This is a genomic window from Streptomyces sp. HUAS ZL42 (assembly GCF_040782645.1).
Classification (GTDB): domain Bacteria; phylum Actinomycetota; class Actinomycetes; order Streptomycetales; family Streptomycetaceae; genus Streptomyces.
Genome location: NZ_CP160403.1, coordinates 8,005,594 through 8,025,766, shown reverse-complemented (window position 1 = coordinate 8,025,766; position 20,173 = coordinate 8,005,594). Strand labels below are relative to the sequence as shown.

The following is a 20,173-nucleotide window of genomic DNA, read 5'->3' as shown; positions in this document are numbered from 1 at the left end:
TCTCGTACTCCCTCTCGGGCCGCCCCGCGCCGGGTCAGCGCTGCTGCGGCCATGACATGGTTCGGGATCCCCTGACGAGATGCGCATGTCGTGGGGCGCGCGAGTCTGACCCGCGCGCCCCACGACAGGGCTACTTCGCGTCGGAGTCGCCGTCGGTCTTCTTCGGCTCCGCGTCCGTCTTGGCCTCGGCGGCCTCGATGTCGTCGGACGTCTCCTCGGTCTCGTCCTTCTTGCCGAGGTCGACGGACTTTTCGTCGGAGGCGGCGGCAGCGGCGGCGGGCTCGTCGGTCTCGGTGAGGGAGGAGGCGTCGTCCGGGACGACGTCGGAGTCGGACTTCAGGTCGTGCTCGATGCCGTGGACGATGCGGTTGTACTCGTCGTCCGTCAGGACGGCGCCGATGGCGTTCTTCGCAAAGAGGAGCTCGACGCCCGGACCGGCGTCGAGGAGGACCGTGTCCTCGTTGACCTCCTTGACCGTCGCGTACATGCCCCCGATGGTGCGGACGCCGGAGCCGGGCTGCATCTCGTTCCGCATGTTCGCGGCCTGCTGCTGCTTCTTCTTGGCCGAACGGGTCATCAGGACCATGGCCCCGATGAGCACAATGAACGGGAGGAGGGTCACGATATTCACGGGACGGAATTTCCTTCGCACGACCGCGGCGGTGAGCGGCCTGGTGGATGGGGGTGGTCGGCGCCGCCTGCAAGGGCGGCATCGGCGGAGTCTAAGCGAGTCCGCGTGCATGGAACAACGCTCAGCATGTCACCTGGGTTCCTGACCCCGCCAATGTCCTCGCCGTCGTCCTCTTCATCACCGCCTTCTCATGCCCCGAAAAGGTCCTGCTGGCCGTTTCCCGCGGCTGACGAGCGGGGCGGGGTGAGACCGAGGTGTGCCCAGGCGGCGGGGGTGGCGACGCGTCCCCGCGGGGTACGGGCCAGCAGACCCTCCCTGACGAGGAAGGGTTCGGCCACCTCCTCCACGGTCTCCCGCTCCTCGCCCACCGCGACGGCGAGCGTGGACAGGCCGACCGGGCCACCTCCGAACAGCTTCAGCAGGGCCTCCAGTACGGCGCGGTCGAGACGGTCGAGGCCTCGGGCGTCGACCTCGTAGACCGCGAGGGCCGCTGCCGCGATCTCGCGGGTGATGAAGCCGTCGGCCTTGACCTGCGCGTAGTCACGGACGCGGCGCAGCAGACGGTTGGCGATGCGGGGCGTGCCGCGGGAGCGGCCGGCGATCTCCGCGGCGCCGTCCGCCTCGATCTCGACGTCGAGCAGGTTCGCCGAGCGGTGGATGACGCGCTCCAGCTCGGCGGGCTCGTAGAACTCCATGTGCGCGGTGAAGCCGAAGCGGTCGCGCAGCGGGGGCGGCAGCAGGCCCGCGCGCGTGGTGGCGCCGACCAGGGTGAACGGGGGCAGTTCGAGGGGGATGGCGGTGGCGCCGGGGCCCTTGCCGACGATGACGTCGACGCGGAAGTCCTCCATCGCCATGTAGAGCATCTCCTCGGCGGGCCGCGACATGCGGTGGATCTCGTCGAGGAAGAGCACCTCGCCCTCCTGGAGGGAGGAGAGGATCGCCGCGAGGTCGCCGGCGTGCTGGATGGCGGGACCGCTGGTGATGCGGATGGGGGCGCCCATCTCGGCCGCGATGATCATCGACAGGGTGGTCTTGCCGAGGCCGGGGGCCCCGGAGAGCAGCACGTGGTCGGCGGTGGCACCCCGCGCGCGTGCGGCGCGCAGCACGAGGTCGAGCTGCTCACGGACCTTCTCCTGGCCGATGAACTCGTCCAGGTCCTTGGGGCGCAGAGCGGCCTCGACGGCCTGGTCCTCACGGTCGGCGACAGAGCCCACCAGCCGCTCGGGGGCGGGGGTGTCGGTCGTGTCGTCCCAGTTCATGTGATGTGCCTCAACGGTGATGGGGTCAGCGTGCTCGGTTCAGGGTCTGCAGGGCCGCCTTCAGCAACTGGCCCACCTGGGGCGCGCCGCCCGCGGCCTCCGCCTGGGGGGCTACGGCGGACACGGCCTCGTCGGCCTCGCGGGTCGCGTACCCCAGGCCGATGAGGGCGGCGTGCAGCTGGTCGCGCCAGCCGGAGGTGACCGCCGTGCCGATCGCGGGTGCGCCGACCGGCTCGCCGAGGCGGTCCTTCAGCTCGAGAAGCAGTTTCTGGGCGCCCTTCTTGCCGATGCCGGGGACGGCGGTGAGCGCCTTTTCGTCGCCGGTGGCGACGGCACGGCGCAGCGCGTCCGGCGAGTGCACGGCGAGCATCGCCTGGGCGAGCCGCGGTCCCACGCCGCTGGCGGTCTGCAGCAGTTCGAAGATCTGCCGCTCGTCGTCGTCCGCGAAGCCGTACAGGGTCAGCGAGTCCTCCCGTACGACGAGGGACGTGGCCAGCTTGGTCTGCTGCCCCATGCGCAGTCCGGACAGTGTGTTGGGCGTGCACTGGACGGCGATGCCGATCCCGCCCACCTCGACCACGGCGGAGTTCGGGGCCAGGGCGGCGACCGGGCCGGTCACGAAGGCGATCATCCCGTACGGCCTTTCGATGTGTGCAGGGCGACGGCCTGCTGGAGTCGGTTCTGGGCGGGTGCGCGCCAGATGTGGCAGATGGCGAGCGCGAGGGCGTCGGCGGCGTCGGCGGGCTTGGGCGGTGCGTCGAGCCGCAGCAGACGGGTGACCATGGCGCCGACCTGGGCCTTGTCCGCGCGGCCGTTGCCGGTGACGGCTGCCTTGACCTCGCTCGGGGTGTGCAGTGCGACGGGGATGCCGCGGCGGGCGGCACAGAGCATGGCGACGGCGCTGGCCTGGGCGGTCCCCATCACCGTGCGTACGTTGTGCTGGCTGAACACCCGCTCCACGGCGACGAATTCGGGCCGGTGCTCGTCCAGCCACTGTTCGATGCCGCGCTCGATGGCGACGAGCCGGTGGCCCAGGTCCCCGTCCACGGGCGTACGGACGACGCCGACGCCGAGCATGGTGAGCGGGCGTCCGGCAACGCCCTCGACGACACCGACACCGCATCGGGTCAGTCCCGGATCCACCCCCAGTACGCGCAACCCCCTGCCCCTCCCTCTCGATCCCTCTCGATCGCCTGTTTGTGCAGGCTATCGGGTGCCACCGACAACGGCCCGTACCAACGCCCGGCAAAGCGACGGGCCGACGGGGGGTGTCCCGTCGGCCCGTTGAGCTTGGCGGCAGCGTTACGCGTCGACCTTCTCCATGATCTCGTCGCTGACGTCGAAGTTGGCGAAGACGTTCTGCACGTCGTCGCTGTCCTCGAGCGCGTCGATCAGCCTGAAGATCTTCTTGGCACCTTCCTCGTCCAGTTCGACCTGGACGGACGGCACGAAGCTGGACTCCGCGGAGTCGTAGTCGATCCCGGCCTCCTGGAGGGCGGTGCGGACCGCGACCAGGTCGGTGGCCTCGCTGATGACCTCGAAGGTCTCGCCGAGGTCGTTGACCTCCTCGGCGCCCGCGTCCAGGACGGCACCGAGGACGTCGTCCTCGCTCAGCTCACCCTTGGGGACGATGACGACGCCCTTGCGGCTGAACATGTACGACACGGAGCCCGGGTCGGCCATGTTGCCGCCGTTGCGGGTCATGGCGACGCGGACGTCGGAGGCGGCGCGGTTGCGGTTGTCGGTGAGGCACTCGATGAGCACCGCGACGCCGTTCGGGCCGTAGCCCTCGTACATGATCGTCTCGTAGTCGGCGCCACCGGCCTCGAGACCGCCGCCGCGCTTGATCGCGGAGTCGATGTTCTTGTTCGGCACCGACTGCTTCTTGGCCTTCTGGACGGCGTCGTAGAGCGTCGGGTTGCCGTCGAGGTCGACGCCGCCCATGCGGGCCGCGACCTCGATGTTCTTGATCAGCTTCGCGAAGAGCTTGCCGCGCTTGGCATCGATCACGGCCTTCTTGTGCTTCGTCGTGGCCCATTTAGAGTGGCCGGACATCTGCCTGTCTCCTTCGCGTAACCCATCTCTGCAACGAACGCCAGAGATCCTACAAGGACTCCGGTGTCCGGTTGGCGCGCACCATGTCGACGAACAGGGAGTGCACGCGGTGGTCGCCGGTCAGTTCCGGGTGGAACGACGTGGCCAGCGCGTTGCCCTGGCGGACCGCGACGATGTGGCCGTCGTGCTCGGCGAGCACCTCGGCCGCGGCGCCGACGGACTCGACCCAGGGGGCGCGGATGAAGACGCCTTCCACAGGATCGCCCGCGACGCCCCTGAAGTCGAGCGCGGCCTCGAAGGACTCGTTCTGCCGTCCGAAGGCGTTGCGGCGCACGATCATGTCGATGCCGCCGACGGTCTCCTGGCCCGAGCGCGGGTCGAGGATCTTGTCGGCGAGCATGATCATGCCCGCGCAGGTGCCGTAGACGGGCATCCCTTCCCGCACGCGCGCGCGGAGCGGCTCCATCACACCGAACAGGATGGCCAGCTTGGAGATGGTGGTCGACTCGCCGCCCGGGATGACCAGGCCGTCGACCTCGGCGAGCTCTTCGGGGCGCCGCACCGGCCTGGCCACGGCATCGGCCGCGGCCAGGGCGATGAGGTGCTCCCGTACGTCGCCCTGGAGGGCCAGGACGCCTATGACAGGTGCGTCGGTCATGTCCGTGTGGTGCCTTACCAGCCGCGGTTGGCGTAGCGCTCGGCCTCGGGGAGGGTGTCGCAGTTGATGCCGACCATGGCCTCGCCGAGGTTGCGGGACGCGTCCGCGATGATCTTCGGGTCGTCGTAGAAGGTGGTCGCCTTGACGATGGCGGCGGCGCGCTTGGCCGGGTCGCCGGACTTGAAGATGCCGGAGCCGACGAAGACGCCCTCGGCGCCGAGCTGGCGCATCAGCGCGGCGTCGGCCGGGGTGGCCACGCCACCGGCGGAGAACAGCACGACGGGGAGCTTGCCGAGCTCGGCGACCTCCCTGACCAGCTCGTACGGGGCGCGCAGCTCCTTGGCGGCGGCGTACAGCTCGTGGTTGTCGAAGCCGCGCAGGCGGGCGATCTCGTTCTTGATCTGGCGCAGGTGACGGACCGCCTCGACGACGTTGCCGGTGCCGGCCTCGCCCTTGGAGCGGATCATGGCCGCGCCCTCGGCGATGCGGCGCAGGGCCTCGCCGAGGTTGGTGGCACCGCAGACGAAGGGGGTCGTGAAGGCCCACTTGTCGGAGTGGTTGACCTCGTCGGCCGGGGTGAGGACCTCGGACTCGTCGATGTAGTCGACGCCGAGGGCCTGCAGGACCTGGGCCTCGACGAAGTGGCCGATGCGGGACTTGGCCATGACCGGGATGGACACGGCGTTGATGATGCCCTCGATCATGTCCGGGTCGGACATACGGGCCACGCCGCCGTCCTTGCGAATGTCGGCCGGGACCCGCTCCAGAGCCATGACGGCGACTGCGCCCGCGTCCTCGGCGATCTTCGCCTGCTCCGGCGTGACGACATCCATGATCACGCCGCCCTTGAGCTGCTCGGCCATACCGCGCTTCACGCGCGCGGTGCCGGTCTCGGGAGCCTGGATTTCGGAGATGGACACGGGGGACCTCACTCGGTGGAAAACAGGAATCTGCAGACACCGAGGAAACGCGGGAGAGGCAGGCCACCGCAAGGGCCAATGGGGACCCGGTGGATCGTTTTCCGCCGGACTGGCCCTTAAGCCGCCCGCTCCACCAGCGCCGCCGGCGGCTCGTCGTCCATCTCGAAGGCCATCGGGAACGGCGCGTGTCCGGCCAGCCGGAACCAGCGCACCTTGCGGTGCTCCCGCAGGCGCCGGGCCGCGCCCACGGCGTCGTTGTGGAAGCGGCGGGCCATCGGTACCCGTCGCACGGCCTCCGTGAGCTCGCGTGCCGCCTCCTCACCGCCGGGTGCCTCGCGCACGGCCTCCACCTGCTGCGGCTCCGCGAGAACGGCCCGCAGCGCCTGGCTCAGCTCGCTCTCGGCGACCTCCCGCTGCTCCTCCTCGGCCTGCCGGGCGGCGTGCGCGGCCTCGTACAGGACGATCGAGGCCGCGGGGTCGAGCACCCCGGAGGTCGCCAGCTCCTGGGCCACGGAGGCCCTGCGCAGCAGCTGCGCGTCGAGCGCGGCACGGGCGGCGTCGATACGGGCGTGCAGCCGGTCCAGCCGGCCCGCCGTCCAACTCAGGTAGAGGCCGATCGCGACGAGGCCGACGAGGATCCAGATGAGGGTTGCGGTCACGGGCGGCAAGGCTACCGGGACGTTCCACCGGGTCAGCCGGGAGTCGTGCCGGGAGTCGGGGCACCGCCCTCAACCCGTGTGCTGTGCGGCGAGTTGACGGGGCGGAGGACAGTCAGTCCCGCGCCAGCCCCAACCGTGCCCGCAGTCCCGGCGTCCGGTCGTCGTCGGCCGCAGCGACCGCCGCCGCGCCCGCCGTCACCGTCTCGTACACCGACAGGATGTCCGCGCCGACGGTCGACCAGTCGAAGCGGCGCACGTGGACGCTCCCCCGCTCCCGCAGTTCGGCCCGGCGCTCCGGGTCCCCCAGCAGCCGTACCGCAGCCTCGGCCAGCGCGTCGGCGTCCTCGTTGGCGAACAGCTCCCCCGCCGCGCCCTGGTCGAGGACCTGGGCGAAGGCGTCGAGGTCGGAGGCGAGCACCGGGGCACCCGCCGACATCGCCTCGACCAGGATGATCCCGAAGCTCTCGCCACCGGTGTTGGGCGCCACGTACAGGTCGACGCTGCGCAGGAATCGTGCCTTGTCGACGTCGCTGATCATGCCGAGGAACTCCACACGCGGGCGCAGCTCGGCGGGCAGGGACTCGACGGCCTCCTCCTCGTCGCCGCGCCCGGCGACCAGCAGCCTGGTCCGCGGCCGGGCGGCGAGGATCTTCGGCAGGGCCCTCATCAGCACGGGCAGGCCCTTGCGGGGCTCGTCGATGCGCCCGATGAAGCCGATCGTGTCGCCCTGCCACTCCGGCTTGGGCTCGGCCCCGGCGAAGAAGTCGACGTCGACGCCGTTGGGGATGACGACCGCGTCCCCGCCGAGGTGTTCGACCAGGGTGCGGCGCGCGTACTCGCTGACCGCGATCCGCGCGCTGATCTTCTCCAGGGCCGCCTGGAGGATGGCGTACGCGGCGATCATCGCCCGGGAGCGCGGGTTGGAGGTGTGGAAGGTGGCCACGATCGGGCCCTGCGCCGCCCAGCACGTCAGCAGGCCGAGCGACGGCGAGGTCGGCTCGTGGATGTGGATGACGTCGAACCCGCCGTCGTGCAGCCAGCGGCGCACGCGGGCGGCGCTGAGGAAGCCGAAGTTGAGGCGGGCAACCGAGCCGTTGTACGGCACCGGGACCGCGCGGCCGGCCGAGACGACGTACGGCGGCAGGGGTGTGTCGTCGTCGGCCGGGGCGAGGACGGAGACGTCGTGGCCGAGGCGGATGAAGTACTCGGCCAGGTCGCGGATGTGGAACTGGACGCCGCCCGGCACGTCCCAGGAGTACGGGCAGACGATCCCGATCCTCACGCGGCCCCCTCGGGAGAACGCGTCGGGTCGAGATCGGCCAGCCACAAGCGCTGCAGCATGTGCCAGTCCTCCGGATGGTCGGCGATCCCCGTGGCGTAGGCGTCTGCCAGCGCCTGTGTCATGACAGACGTCTTCTCGGCCCGGTTACCTGTCTCGGGTACCTCGATCGGGGGATGCACGCGACCCTGCATAACGGGTGAGTCGTCGTACCAGAGCGTGACGGGAAGCAGCAGCGCGCCGGTCTGCTGGGCGAGGAGGGCGGGGCCCGCGGGCATCCGTGCCGTCTCGCCGAAGAACTTCACCTCGACGCCCGAGGCGGACAGGTCGCGGTCGGCGACCAGGCAGACCAGGCCGCCGTCGCGCAGCCGCCGGGCCAGCGTGCCGAAGGCGGTGCCGCCGCTGTGCGGCAGGACCTCCATGCCGAGGCCCTCGCGATAGGCGACGAAGCGGTCGTAGAGCGTCTCCGGCTTCAGGCGTTCGGCCACCGTCGTGAACGGTGTCTCCAGCTTGGTGGTGACCCAGGCGCCGGCGAGGTCCCAGTTGGCCAGGTGCGGCAGCGCGAGGATCACACCGCGGTCGGAGGCCAGTCCGTCGGTCAGGTGGTGCACGTCCTTGGGGTCGAAACCGCCCTTGACGCGCTCGGCGCTCCAGGCCGGGAGCCGGAAGGACTCCATCCAGTAGCGCAGGTACGAGCGCATGCCCGCGCGCGACAGCTCGGCGAGGCGCTCCGGCGTCGCGTCGGGCACCACGCGCGCGTAGTTGCTCTCCAGCCGCTGCACACCCTTGCCGCGCCGCTTCCAGGCGAGGTCGGCGATGGACCGGCCGAGCCGTACGGCCGCGGGCTCAGGGAGCTTCTTGACGGTTCCCCAGCCGAGGCCGTACAGCGCGTCCGTCAGACGCTCCTGAGCACTCACTTCGCCGCCTCCCTCCCCTGAGAGGCATTCTCCTGCTTCTCCTGCTTCTCCTGCTTCTCCGGGTTCTCCGGGTTCTCCGGGTTCTCCGGCCTCTCCTGCACGGCCGTGGCGGCCTCCGCCTCCGCGGACTCCCGGCGGACCGTGACGACCCGCTGGATCAGCGTGACCAGGCTGCCGACGGCGACGATCCACAGGGCGATCGGCAGCAGCACCTGGATCCCCGGCACACCGAACTTGTGCAGGCCCGAGAACCCGGCGGCCACCAGCGAGATCACCAGCCGCTCGGCCCGCTCGACGAGCCCGTTGACGGCGACCGGCAGACCGATCGACTCGCCGCGCGCCTTGGTGTACGACACCACCTGGCCGCTGGCCAGGCAGAAGATCGAGACGGCGCACAGCACGTTGTCGTTGCCGCTTCCCGCGTACCACAGGGCGAAGCCGCCGAAGATCGCTCCGTCGGCGACCCGGTCCAGCGTGGAGTCCAGGAAGGCGCCCCAGCGGCTGCTGCGGCCGAGCTGGCGCGCCATGTTGCCGTCGACGAGGTCGGAGAAGACGAACAGGGTGATCACGACCGTGCCCCAGAAGAACTCGCCCCGGGGGTAGAAGACCAGCGCGCCCGCGATCACACCGCCGGTGCCGATCAGCGTGACCGTGTCGGGGCTGACGCCCCTGCGGATGAGAAACGCGGCGAACGGTGTGAGGACACGCGTGAAGAATGCACGCGCGTACTTGTTCAGCATGGCCTTCCCGACGGTCGGTGTGGCCGCGGCCCCTGCTGGCCACCGGCTGGCCCATCGTAGCCACGCGTGCGCTTGTGCGACCGTCGGGCACCCGGACCCCTGTGTCACGGCCTGACGGCATACGGGTCACGGCCCGATTGCGCCGGTGCCCGCCGGGTGCGGGTGGCGCGATCACGTCGCTCGTATGGACGCACCGTGACGGGAGTGGAAAGCTCGAAGAACCGCGGGCGTCACCGGAGCCGCCACCGCACGCGGATCCGCATGCCCGCGCCCACAGTGACCTCACCGTGCACGGGAGGCAGGATCATGGGCGACAAGGCGAATGCACATCCCGGAGCCGCCGGCAGGGCAACGGCGGCCGACCATCCCGCGTCCGTACGGAATGTGGTGCTGGTCGGCCACTCCGGATCGGGCAAGACGACTCTGGTGGAAGCTCTCGCCCTCACGGCGGGAGCGGTGAACCGGGCGGGCCGCGTCGAGGACGGCGGCACCGTCTCCGACTACGACGAGATCGAGCACCGGCAGCAACGTTCGGTGCAGCTCTCCCTGGTGCCGGTCGATTGGGACGGCATCAAGGTCAACCTCCTCGACACCCCCGGATACGCCGACTTCGTCGGGGAGCTCAGGGCCGGTCTGCGAGCAGCGGACGCGGCCCTTTTCGTCGTCTCGGCCTCCGACGGCGTGGACGGCTCCACCCGCATGGTGTGGGAGGAGTGCGCGGCCGTCGGCATGCCGCGCGCGATCGTCGTCACGCACCTGGAGGCCGCACGGGCCGACTTCGAGGAGATGACACGGGTCTGCGCGGAGGCCTTCGGCGGCGACGACCCCGACGCCGTACTGCCGCTGTACCTGCCGCTGCACGGCCCGCAGGCGCCCGACGGGCACGCGCCCGTCACCGGGCTCACCGGCCTGCTGTCGCAGAAGCTGTTCGACTACTCGTCCGGGGAACGCAAGGAGTCCGAGCCGGGCGCGGACCAGCTGCCGGGGATCGAGGAGGCCCGCAACCGGCTCATCGAGGGGATCATCTCCGAGAGCGAGGACGAGACCCTCATGGACCGCTACCTCGGCGGCGAGGAGATCGACTTCAAGACGCTCGTGGACGACCTGGAGCGGGCCGTGGCGCGCGGGACGTTCTTCCCGGTCCTGGCGGCCGCCCCCGCGTCCGACGGCGGCCGGCAGGGGCTCGGCACGGTCGAGGTGCTCGAGCTGGTCACCAGGGGCTTCCCCACTCCGCTGGAGCACGAGGCGCCCCAGGTCACCACGGTGGACGGCAGGCCGCGCAAGCTGCCGCCGTGCGATCCGAACGGGCCGCTGGTCGCCGAGGTCGTGAAGACGTCCTCCGACCCGTACGTCGGCCGGGTCTCGCTCGTCCGCGTCTTCTCCGGCACCCTGCGCCCCGACGAGACGGTGCACGTCTCCGGGCACGGGCTGGCCGACCGCGGTCACGAGGACCACGACGTCGACGAGAAGATCGGCGCCCTGTCCGCGCCGTTCGGCAAACAGCAACGGGCGCTCACCCACTGCATCGCGGGCGACCTCGCGTGCGTGGCGAAACTGAGCCGCGCCGAGACCGGGGACACGCTCTCGGCGAAGGACGATCCGCTGCTCATGGAGCCCTGGCAGATGCCCGACCCGCTGCTGCCGCTGGCGATCCAGGCACACAGCAAACCGGACGAGGACAAGCTCTCGCAGGGGCTGAGCCGGCTGGTCGCCGAGGACCCGACGATGCGGCTCGAGCAGAACCAGGACACGCACCAGGTGGTGCTGTGGTGCCTGGGCGAGGCGCACGCGGACGTGGCCCTGGAGCGGCTGCGCAGCAGGTACGGCGTCCAGGTCGACGTCGTACCGCACAAGGTCTCCCTCCGGGAGACGTTCGCGGGCAGGTCCGCCGGGCGCGGCCGGCACGTCAAGCAGTCCGGCGGGCACGGGCAGTACGCCATCTGCGAGATCGAGGTGGAACCGCTGCCGGGCGGCTCGGGCATCGAGTTCGTGGACAAGGTGGTCGGCGGTGCGGTGCCGCGGCAGTTCATCCCGTCCGTCGAGAAGGGCGTGCGGGCCCAGGCGGCACGGGGTGTGGCGGCGGGGTACCCGCTGATCGACGTCCGGGTCACGCTGCTCGACGGCAAGGCGCACTCCGTGGACTCCTCCGACGCCGCCTTCCAGACGGCCGGCGCGCTGGCGCTGCGCGAGGCCGCGGTGGACGCGAAGATCCATCTGCTGGAGCCGGTGGCCGAGGTGACCGTGCTCGTCGGCGACGACTACGTGGGCGCGGTGATGAGCGACCTGTCGGGGCGGCGCGGCCGGGTACTGGGCACCGAACAGGTGGGCAGCGGGCGCACGTTGGTACGGGCGGAGGTGCCGGAGATCGAGATCGGCCGGTACGCCGTGGACCTCCGGTCCCTCTCGCACGGCACCGCGCGCTTCAACCGGTCGTACGCGCGGCACGAGCCCATGCCGCCGCAGGTCGCAGAAAGGGTGCGTGAGGAGACGCGCGACGCCTCTTAGCCGGCGCCGGGCGCCTGCAAGTGGCGTACAGGGACGCTCTCCTCCGAGTCGGCGGGCGGCTTCGGCCGTCCGCCGACGGATGTCGGTGGCTGCGGATACGCTGATGACCTGATCAACAGGTGTGCGGAGTACGGAAGTCGGGAAGCTCGCAGGAGCAACGACTGCGGCGATGGGGGCGGGAATGACCGTTGACAGCGGTTATGCGGACATCTTCGGACCACAGGTGCCGCGTACCGGCGACGAGGCGCAGACGGCGACCTTCGCGCTGGCCTCGGCGGCCTACCGGGACAACCCCGTCGAGGACATCAAGAAGGCCGACAACGAGTGGCACCAGTCGGAGGTCAAACCCGGCCGCAAATGGGCCCCGCTCTTCCGGCCCAACCTCGGCGAGGCCTTCGCCGGCGCGGTGGTGGCCCGGATGCTGGGCAGCGGCCGCAAGCCGCTCATCCAGTCCTTCGGTACCGAGCCGCAGGTGGTGGTCGAGCACTGTCTCGCCGCGAACAACATCCGCAGGGAGCGCGACAACCGGCTGATGGTCGTCATGCTGCTGTGCGGTCTGCTGTTCCTGCCCGGCCTCCTCGTCTGGCTGCTGGTCTTCCAGGGTCGCGCCACCATCGACAAGCGGGACGACAAGCGGGCCTCCGCCCTCGCCACCACCCTGCTCTTCGCCTTCGGCGCGCTCGCGGTGATCTTCGTGATCCGTATGCCGTTCACCGGCTTCTGGGCGTGGTACGCGCGCGCGTCGGTCGTCATGCCGGTGCTCGGCTGGTTCTGGGCCCGGCAGATCTGCGAGCGCACCGCGAAGGACCTGCGGGAGCGCTGGGACAGTCTGCTGTCGGGCAGCAGCGTGGGCGCCAAGGTTCCCGAGGCGGTGCCCAGCAGCCCCCGTGAGACGGCAGCGGAGCGGCTGCGGCAGTCCCTCGCCAAGCTCAGTGCGGAGCAGCAGTCGAACTCCGTCTTCTACGCCGGCCCCAAGGGCATCCTCGGCATGGGCACCCGCTGGGGCGCCTGGCAGCTCGCCGAGGACCTGGCGCCCGTGGACGCGGACCGGGAGATCCACCCGTTCCGCAGCTGGGACGTCATACGGTCGATCCACGACCAGCTGCGCATGCTGGAGCGGACCACGCTGAACACCGGCGGCTTCCCGAAGGCGTCCATACGGCACTGGATCGTCACGCCGATCGGTGAGAACGCGAAGGCGGTCGCGCGGCCCGAGGGCACCGACGTGAACGCGTACCAGGTCAAGTCGCACGCGATACAGGAGATCTGCAACAAGCAGCAGTTCGGGGCGGGCGACCGGCACTACCTGGGCGTGCAGTGGACGCTGTGGGAGGGACAGCTGGTCATCACCATGATGATCACGGTGACCGTGCTGCACTCGACCCTGCGCATCGAGGTCACCGGCCATGCGCTGGGTCCGGTGAACGGGCTGTTCACCACCAAGCCGGAGGCGCCGACCAAGGAGGTCGCCAAGCAGTTGAAGCCGTGGGAGAACCGCACGGTGAAGCTGCCGCTGGTCAGCACCAACGAGGTGGTGCGGCTGGCCGTGCGCGCGCCGTTCAGCTGGTATCCCCCGCTGCTGAACTGGCTCGGCGGCTCCATAGTCCTGCCCGAGCCGTTCGGTCTGCGGCACGCGTGGGCCGATCAGCCGTGGCGGCATCGGTTCATGGCCGATGACGCGCTACGGGCGGCCACGCCGGTGCTGCGCGTGGTGCATGCGGCGGCGATCCGGCTCCTGGAGGAGAACGGGGTGGACACGGAGAAGTTCGGGACGCGGTCGGCGTTTCTCTCCACAGCCGTGCAGGAGGCGTCACCGCGCAAGGCCGACCTCTACGACGCGTGACGCCTGGGCCCGCGGCTTACGAAGGCCAGGCCTCCGCCAGCATCTTCCGTGTGTCCGCCAGCAGTTGCGGCAGCACCCTCGTGTGGCCGACGACCGGCATGAAGTTCGTGTCGCCGCCCCAGCGGGGCACGATGTGCTGGTGGAGGTGGGCGGCGATGCCGGCGCCCGCCACCGTGCCCTGGTTCATGCCGACGTTGAAGCCGTGCGCGCCGGAGGCGGTGCGCAGGGCGGTCATCGCCTGCTTGGTCAGTTCGGCGAGCTCGGCGGTCTCCGCCTCGGTCAGGTCGGTGTAGTCGGCGACATGCCGGTAGGGCACCGTCATCAGGTGACCGCCGTTGTACGGGTACAGGTTCAGCACGGCGTAGACCTGCTCTCCGCGCCTGACGATCAGCCCGTCCTCGTCGGACTTGGCCGGGATCGAGCAGAAGGGGCAGCCGTCCTCGGCACCGGGGCCGGTCGGCTTGTTCTCACCCTGGATGTAGGCCATCCGGTGGGGGGTCCACAGTCGCTGGAAGGCGTCCTGGATCCCCACTCCCCACTGCTGCTCCGGCTCACTCGTCATGCGTGCAGCATATGGCTTCGCCCGTTCGCGGCGTGTCGCCGGGGTTCCGGCAAAGCTGCCCTGGGCCAAGCTGGGCCGATGGACGACGAGACCCGTACGGCTCGCTGGGAGCGGCGGATGCGGACGCCGCTCGCGGTGGCGTCGCTGCTGTTTCTCGTCTCGTACGCGGTGCGGGTCCTGGGAGAGGGGCTGCCCGGGCCGGTGCGCGATCTGTGTCTGGCGGTGACGTACGCGTCCTGGGCGCTGTTCATCGTGGACTACGGCGTGCGCTGGCGGCTCAGCGGCGAAAGGCTGGGCTATGTGCACCGGCACTGGCTGGACACGGTGGTCGCGCTGCTGCCCCTGCTGCGGCCGGTGCGCATCGTGAGGATCTACGAAGGTGTGGAGGAGCGTCGCCAGGAAGAGCCCCGGCTCGCTCTCCAGGCACGGGTGATGTTGTACGCGGGTCTGTCGTCCGCCCTGCTCGGCTTCGGCGCCGCCCTCTCCGTGTACCACGTCGAGCACACGGCCCCGGACGCGTCGATCCGCACGTTCGGCGACGCGCTGTGGTGGGCGTCCGCCACGCTGGCGACCGTGGGCTACGGCGACGTCGTCCCGGTGACCGTGCTGGGGCGGCTGATCGCGGTGGTGCTGATGGGTTGCGGCATCGCCCTGCTCGGGGCGGTGACGGGTTCGTTCTCGTCGTATCTGATGCAGCGGTTCGCGCGCGCGGGAGACGACGTGGGGCCCCCGGAGAGCTGAAGTCCCCGGGGGCCCCACGTCACGTGCGCGTCAGACCTGCGCCCGCTCCTCGACGACCTTCACGATCTTCTCGATGGCCTCGTCGAACGGGATGCCGTTCTCCTGCGAGCCGTCGCGGTAGCGGAAGGAGACCGACCCGCCCGACATGTCCTCGTCGCCCGCGATGACCATGAACGGCACCTTCTGCTTCTGGGCGTTGCGGATCTTCTTCTGCATGCGGTCGGAGGAGGAGTCCACCTCGACCCGCAGCCCCTTCTTCTTGGCCGCGGCGGCGAACTTCTCCAGGTACTCGACGTGCCCGTCACCGATCGGGATGCCGATCGCCTGGACCGGCGCCAGCCATGCCGGGAAGGCGCCCGCGTAGTGCTCGAGCAGCACCGCGAAGAACCGCTCGATCGAGCCGAACAAGGCCCGGTGGATCATGACCGGACGCTGCTTGGAGCCGTCGGCCGACGTGTACTCAAGGTCGAAGCGCTCGGGCAGGTTGAAGTCGAGCTGGATGGTCGACATCTGCCAGGTGCGGCCGATGGCGTCCTTGGTCTGGACGGAGATCTTCGGGCCGTAGAAGGCGGCACCGCCCGGGTCGGGAACCAGGGGCAGGCCCTGCTTCTCGGCGACCTGGCGGAGGGTCTCCGTGGCCTCCTCCCAGACCTCGTCCGAGCCGACGAACTTCTCCGGGTCCTTGGTGGACAGCTCCAGGTAGAAGTCGGTCAGGCCGTAGTCGCGCAGCAGGCCGAGGACGAAGGTGAGCGTCTTGTCGAGCTCCTCCGACATCTGCTCGCGGGTGCAGTAGATGTGCGCGTCGTCCTGGGTGAAGCCGCGGGCGCGGGTCAGGCCGTGCACGACGCCCGACTTCTCGTACCGGTACACGGTCCCGAACTCGAAGAGGCGCAGCGGCAGTTCACGGTACGAGCGGCCGCGCGCGTCGAAGATCAGGTTGTGCATCGGGCAGTTCATGGGCTTGAGGTAGTAGTCCACGCCCTCGTCGAGCTGCATGGGCGGGTACATGCCCTCGGCGTACCAGTCCAGGTGCCCGGACGTCTCGAAGAGCTTCCCCTTCGTCGCGTGCGGGGTGTAGACGAACTCGTAGCCCTCCTCCTCGTGCCGGCGGCGCGAGTAGTCCTCCATCACGCGGCGGACGATGCCGCCCTTGGGGTGGAAGACGGCGAGGCCGGAGCCGATCTGCTCCGGGATGGAGAACAGGTCGAGCTCGCTGCCCAGCTTGCGGTGGTCGCGCTTCTCGGCCTCGGCGAGGAAGTCGAGGTACGCCTTGAGCTCGTCCTTGGACGGCCAGGCGGTGCCGTAGATGCGCTGGAGCATGGGGTTCTTCTCGCTGCCGCGCCAGTAGGCGGCCGCGTTGCGCATCAGCTTGAACGCCGGGATGTTCCGGGTGGAGGGCAGGTGGGGACCGCGGCAGAGGTCCTTCCAGCACAGTTCGCCGGTCCTGGCGTCCAGGTTGTCGTAGATCGTCAGCTCACCGGCGCCGACCTCGACGTCCGCGCCGTCGTCGGAGGAGGCCGAGCCCTTGATGCCGATCAGCTCCAGCTTGTACGGCTCGTCCGCCAGCTCCTCGCGTGCGGCCTCGTCGGTGACGGCGCGGCGCGAGAAGCGCTGGCCGCGCTTCTGGATCTCCTGCATCTTCTTCTCGATGGCCCTGAGATCCTCGGGCGTGAACGGCTTCTCGACGTCGAAGTCGTAGTAGAAGCCGTCCTTGACGGGCGGGCCGATGCCGAGCTTGGCCTCGGGGAAGAGCTCCTGCACGGCCTGCGCCATGACGTGCGCGGTGGAGTGGCGCAGGATGTTCAGGCCGTCCTCGGAGGAGATCTCGACGCCCTCGACGGTCTGGCCGTCCTCGAGCTCGTACGAGAGGTCCTTGAGCTCGCCGCCCACCCGCGCGGCGATGATCGAGCGCTCGCCGGCGAAGAGGTCGGCGGCCGTAGTGCCCGTCGTCACCGTGCGCTCTTCCCGCTCGGAATCGCGTTGGATGATCACACGGACGTCTGACACCGGTCTCTCCTGACTGAAGGTGGGTGCGGCGCCGTACGAAGAGCGCGCGCAATAGGCGATCGTACCGACCCGGGACCACCCACCGCTAAATCAGTCCCCTCCGCAGGCCTCCTCGAAGAAGTCGAGGTTCTCCTGGAGGGATTTCATCAGCCGGTCCCGCTCGGCGTCGTCCACCTGAACGGGTACGACCCCGCGGGCGCCGGTGAGCCTGCGGAACCCGCCCCGGCTCTCCAGGCGTCCCTGCAGCCTCACGGGCAGCCCGACGAGGTGGGCCTGGCCGGCGATGCGGTAGTCCTCCTCGTCCAGGGTCAGCCGGACATGCGGGATCTCGGCCCCGGCGAGCACCCGCAGCCGTACGCTGCCCTCCCCGCGCGGCCCCGGCCTGCGCAGACGTACCACAGTGCCGGTGATCCGCACCGGCACGGACGGCTCCTCGCGCAGATAGCGGGCCCCGGCCTCGCGCAGCGCGGGCAGGTCGCCGGGCGAGAACTCGACGGGTTCGCCGTCCGCCGCGCAGTCCTCGGGGACCCCGGCTGCGGGGGCCCACTCGACGGCGATCCTGGCGCCCTCGGTGCCGCGCACCAAGGTGATCAGTGCCTCGGTGAGCTCGCGGCTGACACCCGCCTCGACGGCGCCGTCGAACGCGTCCATGCCGCCGGTGGCCCGCTGGTAGTCGATGGCCTCGCGGGCGGCGTACAGGGCCTGGTGCAGGCGCACGGCGAGGAGGCGGCCGGCCGCGACGGGAACGAAGGCGGTCAGCCGGCGTCCGCCGGCCGCGGAGCCGACGAGGACGTTCTCGAGGAGGGCGGCCGCCGAGCGCCGGTGCCGGGCGCCGTAATAGCCGGCCCGCGCGCGTGTGGCGAGCGCGCCGGCCAGCAGCATCTGCCGGGCCGCGGTGCGCAGCTGTTCCTCGACGGCCCAGGGCGCGGCCCCGGCGGGTCCGCTCGGTGCGTCCCGCCACCAGCGGATCTCGTCGCTGGGCACCGTGAGCCCGACGAGCACCTCGCGCGCGGAGGGCATGCTGCTGCGGGACAGCGCGAGAAGCGCCTCGCCGAGCAGGTCGTCGCTGTCGGGGAAGGCGCGGCTCTCGGGCACGAGCAGGCTCGTACCGCTGCCACCGGGTCCTGGCGGGGTCCAGCGGCCGTAGCGTCCTGCGGCGCCGCCGCGCCGCTGCCAGCCGTGCCTGTGCAGCAGGGCGCCGAGGACCGCGGGGTCCACGTCGGCCGGCTCGGGGGGCCGGCTCCACTGGGCGTCGACGGGGTGCGGACGCACCGGGCGCAACGGCTCGTCGAGTGGGCGGTGGGTCATGGCCTGCCTCCCGTCCCGACCCGCGTCATGATCTCGCACAGCGCCCGGTCGTCGAAGATGCGTGAGGTCGGTATCCGCACGGTGGTCCGGTGCCGGCCCGTGATCGGGTGGCCCGCGAGGTTGACCCAGTAGCAGCAGTGCCGCAGATCGAGCCGGTCGTGGCTGGCACGCAGCCAGTCGTCCTGCGAGCGGGGGACGAGCATCACGACGAGGATCTTGTGCACCGAGACGGGCGTGCGGGCGAGCTTCGCCAGATGGCCGTTGTCGAGCGTGAAGGAGAAGAACCGGCCAGGCGGGTTCGGCGGGATCTGGTACGTGCACTTGAGCTGCACCTTGATGGTCACCTCGTCGTCGACGGTGTGCCCGGGCGCGCTGTGGCTGACGTGCCAGTCGATGCCGTTGTCGGGAAACGGCTGGGACAGCGAACACCCCGCGGCCGCCGCGACGGCGTGCAGATAGCCCACCTGCAGTGTCTCCATGCAGGCGGTGGTGGCGAGTGTGCCGCGACGGGGGCCCGTACGTTCGGGCAGCAGCCCGCCCCGCTCGGGCTGCGCTATCGCCATGACCAAACAGCCTTCCACGCCAGGTGAATCCCCGTTGCGGGCCGCTGAACTGCAAAGACCCGTACTCCTGTTGTGTCCTTCCGGCGTACGGCGCAAACAGCCCGGGTATCACCAAACGGGGCAGAAGACGGGGCGTCAACTGCCGAGGGTGAACGAGGGGTTGTGTAGGTATGACGTGCTGGTACGAGGGGCCCCTGGCCGCGTTCGACACGGAGACCACGGGCGTGGACGTCGAGACCGACCGGATCGTGTCGGCCGCCCTCGTCGTCCAGGACGGTCCGGGCACCCGGCCGCGGGTGAGCCGCTGGCTGGTGAACCCGGGTGTGCCGGTGCCCGAGGCGGCGACGGCGGTGCACGGGCTGACGGAGGATCACCTGCAGCGCAACGGCCGCTGGCCGGCGCCGGTGATGTACGAGATAGCGGAGCTGCTGGGCGAACAGGCCGCCGCGGGACGCCCGTTGGTGGTGATGAACGCACCGTTCGACCTGACGCTCCTGGACCGCGAGCTGCGCCGGCACCGCGCGTCCCGCCTGAGCCGCTGGTTCGAGTCGGCACCGCTCCTCGTCCTCGACCCGCGGGTCCTGGACAAGCATCTGGACCGCTACCGCAAGGGCCGCCGCACACTGACCGACCTGTGCGCGCACTACGGCGTCACCCTGGACGGGGCACACGACGCGGCCGCGGACGCGGTGGCCGCCCTGGAGGTCGTACGGGCCCTGGGCCGCCGTTTCGCCGCCCGTCTGGAGCGCCTCTCCCCCGCCGAACTGCACACCCTGCAGGCGGTGTGGCACGCGGCGCAGGCCCGCGGCCTGCAGGCGTGGTTCGCGCGCAGCGGCACGGAGGAGGCGGTGGACCCGGCGTGGCCCCTGCGTCCGGAGATGCCGGCGGCGGCATGACACAGGAAAGCCGGTCCGTCTGTGACGGACCGGCCTCTCCGGGTGGGCGATACTGGGTTCGAACCAGTGACCTCTTCGGTGTGAACGAAGCGCTCTCCCACTGAGCTAATCGCCCGGGAACGCAGTGAACAATACAGGTCCCCGCGGGCTTCCTTCAAACCGCTTCCAAGTAGGCGAGGAGCCCGCGCCGCCCGGCGCGCATCATCAGCCAGTGGTTGGCGCGGAAGACCGGCCGCCCCGGTACGGCGAACCGCCTCAGCAGCGGCTTGCGCACGTCGACGACCTGGTCGTAGCGGGCGAGGGTGCCGGAGCCGGCCGGGGTGAGCGTCCAGCGTGCCCAGCCTTCGATGTCGCCGGACATGGCGATCTCCAGGACGCCCGCCGCCGGATCGCGCCGCACCTCCCTCGCGGTGAAGGTGATGTCGTACGGCAGGAAGGAGCGGATCCGGATGACGCCGGTGGTGTCGTCGAGCTTGGTCACGGTACGGATCTGAGGCCACCAGCGCGGATATTCCTCGGCACGCTCCAGTACGTCGTACACGGTGCCGGGCGGCGCCGGCAGGGCCCACAGGCTGCGGAACTGGTAATGAGTCCGGTCCATGGCAGGAGTGTGACCCCGCTCAGCGGGTT

General features: G+C 70.6%; 20 protein-coding genes and 1 tRNA gene. 4 read left to right on the top strand and 17 right to left on the bottom strand.

The genetic code is table 11. From position 1 onward, the window contains the following. Positions 1–130: 130 nt before the first annotated feature. The 11 genes from yajC to pgsA form a co-directional block, all read right to left on the bottom strand. Positions 131–631 carry a preprotein translocase subunit YajC gene (gene yajC, locus ABZO29_RS36605; RefSeq protein WP_367324485.1) on the bottom strand — a complete coding sequence of 167 codons (501 nt, stop codon included), beginning with the start codon at positions 629–631 and terminating at the stop codon, positions 131–133. 188 nt (positions 632–819) lie between these two features. After that, entirely contained in the window at positions 820–1,890 is a 1,071-nt protein-coding gene (gene ruvB / locus ABZO29_RS36600) for a Holliday junction branch migration DNA helicase RuvB (RefSeq protein WP_367324484.1), read from the bottom strand. A gap of 25 nt (positions 1,891–1,915) precedes the next feature. Continuing rightward, a complete protein-coding gene (ruvA, locus tag ABZO29_RS36595) occupies positions 1,916–2,521 on the bottom strand; it encodes a Holliday junction branch migration protein RuvA (RefSeq protein ID WP_367324483.1) in 606 nt (201 codons plus the stop codon). Then, positions 2,518–3,048 carry a crossover junction endodeoxyribonuclease RuvC gene (gene ruvC, locus ABZO29_RS36590; protein WP_367324482.1) on the bottom strand — a complete coding sequence of 177 codons (531 nt, stop codon included), beginning with the start codon at positions 3,046–3,048 and terminating at the stop codon, positions 2,518–2,520. Before ruvC ends, ruvA begins: the two co-directional genes overlap by 4 nt. 144 nt (positions 3,049–3,192) lie before the next feature. Then, positions 3,193–3,945, bottom strand: coding sequence for a YebC/PmpR family DNA-binding transcriptional regulator (locus ABZO29_RS36585; RefSeq protein WP_367324481.1), 753 nt, complete (start codon positions 3,943–3,945; stop codon positions 3,193–3,195). A 49-nt stretch (positions 3,946–3,994) separates the two neighbouring features. Continuing rightward, positions 3,995–4,603 carry a pyridoxal 5'-phosphate synthase glutaminase subunit PdxT gene (gene pdxT / locus ABZO29_RS36580; protein WP_367324480.1) on the bottom strand — a complete coding sequence of 203 codons (609 nt, stop codon included), beginning with the start codon at positions 4,601–4,603 and terminating at the stop codon, positions 3,995–3,997. 14 nt (positions 4,604–4,617) lie between these two features. Beyond that, positions 4,618–5,523, bottom strand: coding sequence for a pyridoxal 5'-phosphate synthase lyase subunit PdxS (gene pdxS, locus ABZO29_RS36575; protein WP_367324479.1), 906 nt, complete (start codon positions 5,521–5,523; stop codon positions 4,618–4,620). Positions 5,524–5,639: 116 nt separating this feature from the next. After that, on the bottom strand, positions 5,640–6,182 hold the full coding sequence (locus ABZO29_RS36570) for a hypothetical protein (protein WP_367324478.1): 543 nt from the start codon (positions 6,180–6,182) through the stop codon (positions 5,640–5,642). A gap of 112 nt (positions 6,183–6,294) precedes the next feature. Continuing rightward, complete coding sequence (locus ABZO29_RS36565) at positions 6,295–7,464, bottom strand: glycosyltransferase family 4 protein (protein ID WP_367324477.1); 1,170 nt, start codon at positions 7,462–7,464, stop codon at positions 6,295–6,297. Next, a complete protein-coding gene (locus tag ABZO29_RS36560) occupies positions 7,461–8,378 on the bottom strand; it encodes a phosphatidylinositol mannoside acyltransferase (protein WP_367324476.1) in 918 nt (305 codons plus the stop codon). Before ABZO29_RS36560 ends, ABZO29_RS36565 begins: the two co-directional genes overlap by 4 nt. Then, positions 8,375–9,118, bottom strand: coding sequence for a phosphatidylinositol phosphate synthase (gene pgsA / locus ABZO29_RS36555; RefSeq protein WP_367324475.1), 744 nt, complete (start codon positions 9,116–9,118; stop codon positions 8,375–8,377). Before pgsA ends, ABZO29_RS36560 begins: the two co-directional genes overlap by 4 nt. A gap of 306 nt (positions 9,119–9,424) precedes the next feature. Between pgsA and ABZO29_RS36550 the strand changes: the two genes are divergently transcribed. Together ABZO29_RS36550 and ABZO29_RS36545 are read left to right on the top strand one after the other, a co-directional pair. Further along, the gene (locus tag ABZO29_RS36550; protein WP_367324474.1) at positions 9,425–11,623 is read left to right on the top strand and encodes an elongation factor G-like protein EF-G2; all 2,199 of its coding nucleotides are present in this window, start codon (positions 9,425–9,427) and stop codon (positions 11,621–11,623) included. Positions 11,624–11,804: 181 nt separating this feature from the next. Continuing rightward, a complete protein-coding gene (locus tag ABZO29_RS36545) occupies positions 11,805–13,466 on the top strand; it encodes a hypothetical protein (protein ID WP_367324473.1) in 1,662 nt (553 codons plus the stop codon). 16 nt (positions 13,467–13,482) lie between these two features. On the opposite strand, the gene ABZO29_RS36540 is transcribed toward ABZO29_RS36545, so the two are convergent. Beyond that, on the bottom strand, positions 13,483–14,028 hold the full coding sequence (locus tag ABZO29_RS36540) for an HIT domain-containing protein (RefSeq protein ID WP_367324472.1): 546 nt from the start codon (positions 14,026–14,028) through the stop codon (positions 13,483–13,485). Positions 14,029–14,106: 78 nt separating this feature from the next. On the opposite strand from ABZO29_RS36540, the gene ABZO29_RS36535 reads away from it, so the two are divergent. Further along, a complete protein-coding gene (locus ABZO29_RS36535) occupies positions 14,107–14,769 on the top strand; it encodes a potassium channel family protein (protein WP_367324471.1) in 663 nt (220 codons plus the stop codon). A 30-nt stretch (positions 14,770–14,799) separates the two neighbouring features. Here ABZO29_RS36535 and thrS read toward each other — a convergent pair whose 3' ends face one another. The 3 genes from thrS to ABZO29_RS36520 form a co-directional block, all read right to left on the bottom strand. Further along, complete coding sequence (gene thrS / locus ABZO29_RS36530; RefSeq protein WP_367324470.1) at positions 14,800–16,776, bottom strand: threonine--tRNA ligase; 1,977 nt, start codon at positions 16,774–16,776, stop codon at positions 14,800–14,802. Positions 16,777–16,866: 90 nt separating this feature from the next. Next, on the bottom strand, positions 16,867–18,084 hold the full coding sequence (locus ABZO29_RS36525; protein ID WP_367324469.1) for a hypothetical protein: 1,218 nt from the start codon (positions 18,082–18,084) through the stop codon (positions 16,867–16,869). Continuing rightward, entirely contained in the window at positions 18,081–18,647 is a 567-nt protein-coding gene (locus tag ABZO29_RS36520) for a DUF4365 domain-containing protein (protein ID WP_367324468.1), read from the bottom strand. The genes ABZO29_RS36525 and ABZO29_RS36520 overlap by 4 nt, the downstream gene beginning before the upstream one ends. 170 nt (positions 18,648–18,817) lie before the next feature. Between ABZO29_RS36520 and ABZO29_RS36515 the strand changes: the two genes are divergently transcribed. Beyond that, the gene (locus tag ABZO29_RS36515) at positions 18,818–19,543 is read left to right on the top strand and encodes a 3'-5' exonuclease (RefSeq protein WP_367324467.1); all 726 of its coding nucleotides are present in this window, start codon (positions 18,818–18,820) and stop codon (positions 19,541–19,543) included. 43 nt (positions 19,544–19,586) lie between these two features. Here ABZO29_RS36515 and ABZO29_RS36510 read toward each other — a convergent pair. Next, positions 19,587–19,658 (bottom strand) — tRNA-Val (locus ABZO29_RS36510). Between the two features lie 39 nt (positions 19,659–19,697). Beyond that, the gene (locus tag ABZO29_RS36505) at positions 19,698–20,144 is read right to left on the bottom strand and encodes an SRPBCC family protein (RefSeq protein ID WP_367324466.1); all 447 of its coding nucleotides are present in this window, start codon (positions 20,142–20,144) and stop codon (positions 19,698–19,700) included. Between the last annotated feature and the right edge of the window lie 29 nt (positions 20,145–20,173).

Bases quoted from the DNA above. Each gene is read 5' to 3' on its own strand.
- ABZO29_RS36525 (WP_367324469.1), bottom strand. From the start codon at position 18,084: ATGACCCACCGCCCACTCGACGAGCCGTTGCGCCCGGTGCGTCCGCAC.
- ABZO29_RS36540 (WP_367324472.1), bottom strand. From the start codon at position 14,028: ATGACGAGTGAGCCGGAGCAGCAGTGGGGAGTGGGGATCCAGGACGCC.
- ABZO29_RS36520 (WP_367324468.1), bottom strand. From the start codon at position 18,647: ATGGCGATAGCGCAGCCCGAGCGGGGCGGGCTGCTGCCCGAACGTACG.
- ABZO29_RS36585 (WP_367324481.1), bottom strand. From the start codon at position 3,945: ATGTCCGGCCACTCTAAATGGGCCACGACGAAGCACAAGAAGGCCGTG.
- ABZO29_RS36535 (WP_367324471.1), top strand. From the start codon at position 14,107: ATGGACGACGAGACCCGTACGGCTCGCTGGGAGCGGCGGATGCGGACG.
- ABZO29_RS36550 (WP_367324474.1), top strand. From the start codon at position 9,425: ATGGGCGACAAGGCGAATGCACATCCCGGAGCCGCCGGCAGGGCAACG.
- pdxT (WP_367324480.1), bottom strand. From the start codon at position 4,603: ATGACCGACGCACCTGTCATAGGCGTCCTGGCCCTCCAGGGCGACGTA.
- ABZO29_RS36545 (WP_367324473.1), top strand. From the start codon at position 11,805: ATGACCGTTGACAGCGGTTATGCGGACATCTTCGGACCACAGGTGCCG.
- pgsA (WP_367324475.1), bottom strand. From the start codon at position 9,118: ATGCTGAACAAGTACGCGCGTGCATTCTTCACGCGTGTCCTCACACCG.
- ruvA (WP_367324483.1), bottom strand. From the start codon at position 2,521: ATGATCGCCTTCGTGACCGGCCCGGTCGCCGCCCTGGCCCCGAACTCC.
- ABZO29_RS36505 (WP_367324466.1), bottom strand. From the start codon at position 20,144: ATGGACCGGACTCATTACCAGTTCCGCAGCCTGTGGGCCCTGCCGGCG.
- ABZO29_RS36515 (WP_367324467.1), top strand. From the start codon at position 18,818: ATGACGTGCTGGTACGAGGGGCCCCTGGCCGCGTTCGACACGGAGACC.
- ruvB (WP_367324484.1), bottom strand. From the start codon at position 1,890: ATGAACTGGGACGACACGACCGACACCCCCGCCCCCGAGCGGCTGGTG.